The sequence below is a fragment of the Magnetococcus sp. PR-3 genome (assembly GCF_036689865.1).
Taxonomy (GTDB): Bacteria; Pseudomonadota; Magnetococcia; order Magnetococcales; family Magnetococcaceae; genus Magnetococcus.
In genome coordinates this window covers 1-5,017 of record NZ_JBAHUQ010000065.1, presented here as the reverse complement: position 1 = coordinate 5,017, position 5,017 = coordinate 1, and the positions used below count along the sequence as shown (strand labels likewise).

Annotated in this window: 3 protein-coding genes; 1 reads left to right on the top strand and 2 read right to left on the bottom strand. The window is 47.8% G+C overall.

From position 1 onward, the window contains the following. Positions 1-51: 51 nt before the first annotated feature. Both V5T57_RS20395 and V5T57_RS20390 read right to left on the bottom strand, forming a co-directional pair. Positions 52-1,059 carry an NAD-dependent epimerase gene (locus V5T57_RS20395; protein ID WP_332893115.1) on the bottom strand — a complete coding sequence of 336 codons (1,008 nt, stop codon included), beginning with the start codon at positions 1,057-1,059 and terminating at the stop codon, positions 52-54. A gap of 39 nt (positions 1,060-1,098) precedes the next feature. Further along, positions 1,099-1,851, bottom strand: coding sequence for a 3-deoxy-manno-octulosonate cytidylyltransferase (locus tag V5T57_RS20390; protein ID WP_332893114.1), 753 nt, complete (start codon positions 1,849-1,851; stop codon positions 1,099-1,101). Positions 1,852-2,072: 221 nt separating this feature from the next. On the opposite strand from V5T57_RS20390, the gene V5T57_RS20385 reads away from it, so the two are divergent. Then, positions 2,073-4,631, top strand: a complete 2,559-nt coding sequence (locus V5T57_RS20385) for a response regulator (protein WP_332893113.1) — start codon at positions 2,073-2,075, stop codon at positions 4,629-4,631. Positions 4,632-5,017 lie beyond the last annotated feature (386 nt).

Sequence of the window (5,017 nt, the reverse complement as noted above, 5' to 3'; positions counted from 1 at the left end):
GCCCTCCGACAGGAGGGCTTTTTTGGGCGCTACGTTTAAATCATTTGAAGGTTAGACTTTGTAGTAGTCTCGATACCACTCAACAAACTGACCAATGCCCTCTTCGACGGTTGTCTGGGGGCGATAGCCAAGATCCTCTTCCAAATTGCTAACATCTGCATAGGTATCTGGGACATCTCCTTTTTGGAGAGGAAGAAAATTTTTCTTTGCCTCAATACCCAACTTCTTTTCCAAGACTTCAATATAGCGCATAAGCTCAACGGGCTCATTGTTACCAATATTATAAATGCGATATGGCGCCAAACTCGTCGCAGGGTCTGGATCATTACCCGACCACTGTTCATTGGGTTGAGCAACTTTATCCAAGACCTTTTCAACCCCATTAACAATGTCGTCAATGTAAGTAAAATCACGCATGTGACGGCCATGATTAAACACATCAATGGCTTCCCCAGCCAACATTTTACGGGTAAACATAAACAGGGCCATATCCGGACGCCCCCAAGGCCCATACACTGTAAAAAAGCGCAAGCCCGTTACCGGCAACCGAAAAATATGGCTGTAGGAGTGTGCCATCATTTCATTGGATTTTTTGGTGGCGGCATAAAGACTAACCGGATGCTGGGTACCCCCATGCTCCGAGAAGGGCATGTTGGTATTGGCCCCATAGACAGAGCTGGTGGAAGCATAGATAAGATGCTCCACATCATTATGTCGGCACCCCTCGAGAATATTTAAAAAACCCACCACGTTGGAGTTCACATACGCATGAGGGTTGACCAAGGAGTAGCGTACACCAGCCTGGGCAGCTAAATTAACCACCCGATGGGGTTTATGCTTGGCAAACAGCTCTGCAACCGCTTCACTATCTTCCAGGTCAATCCGGGCCTCTGTATAGCCTGGGTATTTCATGTTTAACGCTAAACGAGCCTGTTTAAGAGAGACATCGTAATAGTCATTGAGGTTATCAATACCTATGACTTCATCGCCTCGCTCAAGCAGTTGTCGGCTTAATGATGCACCGATAAAACCTGCTGCGCCGGTAATCAAGACTCTCATGAGATACCCTTATTGGTTGGCTGTTGCCACGACCATAGATCAGAAAGACGGTTTTAACAGTGACTCTACACGGGCAACATCCTCAGGATGATCCACACCAATGGAGCCTCCTGGTACTTTGACACATGCAATACGCTTACCCCGCTCAATAAAGCGCAGAGGTTCAATACTCTCAGCCTGCTCAACTGGCCCTCGTTCCAGGGTAACAAACTCCATCAGTGCATCACGGGTAAACGCATAAAGACCGACATGCACTTTATGGTCAAAACCAGCCTGAAAATCAAGGGGAACTGGTAGACGCGTAAAGGTTATAACACATCCATCCATGGAGGGAACCAAATGTACCGTGGAAGATGAAGCTTTTTGTGTCTGTGTGGCACCATCCATATAGGCTGTTGCCAAACCAATACCTCTTGGTAAAGCATCCAATAGACACTGCGCTACCGCATCAATGGTCGCGGGGTCTATAAGAGGCTCATCTCCTTGAACATTTATGTAAATATCCGCTTCTTGGCTTTTTGCAACTTCCGCCAAACGGTCGGTACCAGTGGGGTGATCACTGCGGGTCATAACAACGGGGATATCCCGTTGCTCACAGGCACGAGTAATGCGCTCATCATCTGTCGCCACGACGACGGCGTCCACACATGCCGCCAATTTAGCTTGTGCCCACACCCTTTCGATCATCATTTTGCCGGCGATATCAACCAGTGGTTTACCAGGAAATCGGCTGGAGGCCCAGCGGGCTGGAATCACCGCCAATACTCTAGGTGCTCGTTGAGGAGAAAACATGCGACCTCCATAGTGCAAACGATCGGAAGATTGGCCTATACTATAGCGACTTTAAAGGAGGCAGGCATCCTTTCATGGTAAATAATTTTGAAAAGGAGCTTCTTTAGCTCACTTATGTTCGAACAACGATAAATGAAGCAAAATATCTTTATGAAATCCGTTAAATATACCGATCTCTTTGTCATGAACACTTCTATTATGGCTTGATTAGGGTAGAACTTATGCAAAGTGCAACCTCAGCACATACCGGTAACTGGCGTTCTCTGCTCAATCGATGCAGCCCCACATGTCGGCTATTGGTAGCGCTTCTCTTTTTTATTCTCAGCGCGTTACTTTCTGGCTTTGTACTGCTTGTCTCGGCAGGTGAGTGGTCACCCCTTACACAGTACACCATGCAGGCGGTTGTAACCGTTATACCCGGCGGTATTGGCCTGTATATCATACTCTATCGGCCCCTCTTACAAGAGCTATCACGCCACGGCTGGCTTTTAGGTAACCTTGCCATACTCAATAAACGCATGCGCGGTTTAACCGATAATCAAAAACTGGGGGAGACCGCTTTGGGCTTTCTTGCCGAAACGGTTGAAGCCAAAACCGGCTCGGTCTATTTGGTCAAAGAGGGAGAACAACTCCTTCTCGTTGCAGGTTATGCCCTTCCCTCCACAAGCCCCATTGGTACAGTCATTCGCTACGGGGAAGGTATGGCTGGAGAAGCTGCCAAAACACGCCACCCCCTCCGTATTGAGCAGGCCGTGCCTTTAGAGAGTGGATCGGGCCAAATTCATCTTGCCGTACACCTTGCCATTCCTCTATTGCACCAAGGCAACCTCCAAGGTGTCATGGCGCTAGGCCTGGAGCAGATCCCCAATGAACGCCATACGCTGCTATTAACCCGTGTTAGTGAAATTATGGCCATCTCCTTTGGGGGTGCCCATGCATCGGTCAGAATGCAGGATTTGCTGGATGAGACACAGCGCCAGAAAGATGAGCTTTCCGTTCATCAAACCATGCTCAAAGAGACCATTGATGAACTGGAAAAGGCCAGTAAATACAAATCCCGTTTTTTGGCCAGCATGTCTCATGAGCTGCGCTCCCCGCTAAACAGCCTTTTAATTCTCTCCAAGCTGTTAGGAGAGAACAGACCAGGCAACTTAACCGAGAAACAGGTAGAGTTTGCCAAAACCATCCACTCTGCAGGTTCTGACCTGTTAGGTTTGATTGATGAAGTACTGGATTTAGCACGGATTGAAGCAGGGCGTATTCGTATTTTTAAAGATAAGATGGTTCTTGAAGATCTTTCTTACGCTTTAGACCGCCTCTACTGTCATGTCGCCCAACATAAGAAACTCGGTTTTAAAATTCGATTGGTGGATAATCTGCCTGAAGCCCTCCATACCGACCGCCAGCGGGTTGATCAAATTTTAAAGAATCTACTGACCAATGCCATTAAATTTACAGAGACAGGCTCTGTCATCGTCACCTTTGAACCGTGCGAACCCCCGGTACAGGAAGACAAAGACAAGCCCCCATATACCGATGGGGATTGGATTAGAGTCTCTGTGCAGGATACAGGCATTGGCATTCCTGAAGCCAAACAAGCGGTTGTTTTTGAACCTTTTAAACAGCTGGATGATGGTGCTGATCGTAAATACCCTGGAACAGGGCTTGGACTGGCTATTAGCCAAGAACTTGCGACCTTACTCGGGGGTAAGATGGAACTGACCAGTGTTGAAGGAGACGGTAGTACATTCTCCTTACTTCTTCCTGTTGGTGAGTTACCGACAGAAGAGCAGGTGGTTGGTTCAGAAGACGAGGCCCCCCCTCCAACCCGCCAACAGGACTTGGAAACCATCCGAGATGACCGTCGTACCATGACCTTTGAGGATACCAGCGTTCTGATTGTTGGTAATAATCATGAGTTGATTCGTGAACAGCTAGAGAGCGCACGGGGGGAAGGTTACGCAGCTGTCGTCGCAGGAGATATGAGTTCTACACTGTTCCTCGCCAACCTTTATCAACCCATCGCAGTTATCCTAACGACCGACCTGCCTGGTGTAGATACCCATAAGTTGGTAGATCGTATTCGCGCAGCTATTGATCATGAGACCTTGCGCATTTTACATGTTGCCGTGCCTGGAACTGTACTGGATCAACAACCTGAAGGGGTTGAAATTAAGACACTGCATATTGCCAGCGACACCAACGTGGCAAAAATTCTTCAGGAGTCTTCTCTCTTTCTCAAATCTTTACGCGATGGTGATGAACAGACACAGCCTGAGGTTGCAACAGAGATTAATGGTGAACAGCCCTCTAGCAAAGAGCAGCAACAAGAACAAAGTACAAAATCGACCTCGAACAAGCATGTGGGGCCGTTGACAGGCTTTGAAGTTCAAGCGGCACTGAAGAAACGTAAAATCCTCATTATTGAGGATGATATGCGTAACATTTTTGCCTTAACCAGCTTGTTAGAAGAGAGTGAAGCCAATGTACTTATGGCTAAAAATGGTAAGTTGGGATTAGAAATACTTGGCGAAAACCCGGATGTCGATATTGTATTGCTCGATATTATGATGCCAGATATGAACGGCTATGATGTTCTAAAGCACATGCGTGCGGATCCTCAGTTTCAGAGCTTGCCCGTCATTGTACTTACCGCCAAAGCCCTACAGGGGGAACGTAAACGCTGCCTGAATGCCGGTGCGTCAGACTACCTACCAAAACCAGTTGACCCACCTAAATTACTGGCGATGTTACGGGTGTGGTTAGAGAAAAAACGCTAAAAAACTCAGTTCCAATAACAGACCAAGCCTGGCTTACCCGCACCAGGCTTGGTCTATGTGCTCAGCTCTCCTAAGATAACCAGCTTCAAAAACCACCCCTCCAAATCTCGTCGCGCACTTAAACCAAAATGGCTACCCCACGCATATCTTCCTATGATGATCTGTATAGGCTTCATACGACTGACAGCTCACTGCCATGCTTGCTACCACCCAGCAATCTTCCCAGGCTAGTTTTTCATGATCAGACCAAGCCTACAAGATCATGGGCTAAGCCTCGCCCTCCCCCCCCCACACAGGCAACCTCTTCAAACCTCCTGCATTCAACCGCAAGCCAATCCCATAAGCGATATGTCCCATATCCTATCCAACACATGAGGGGTAACGGA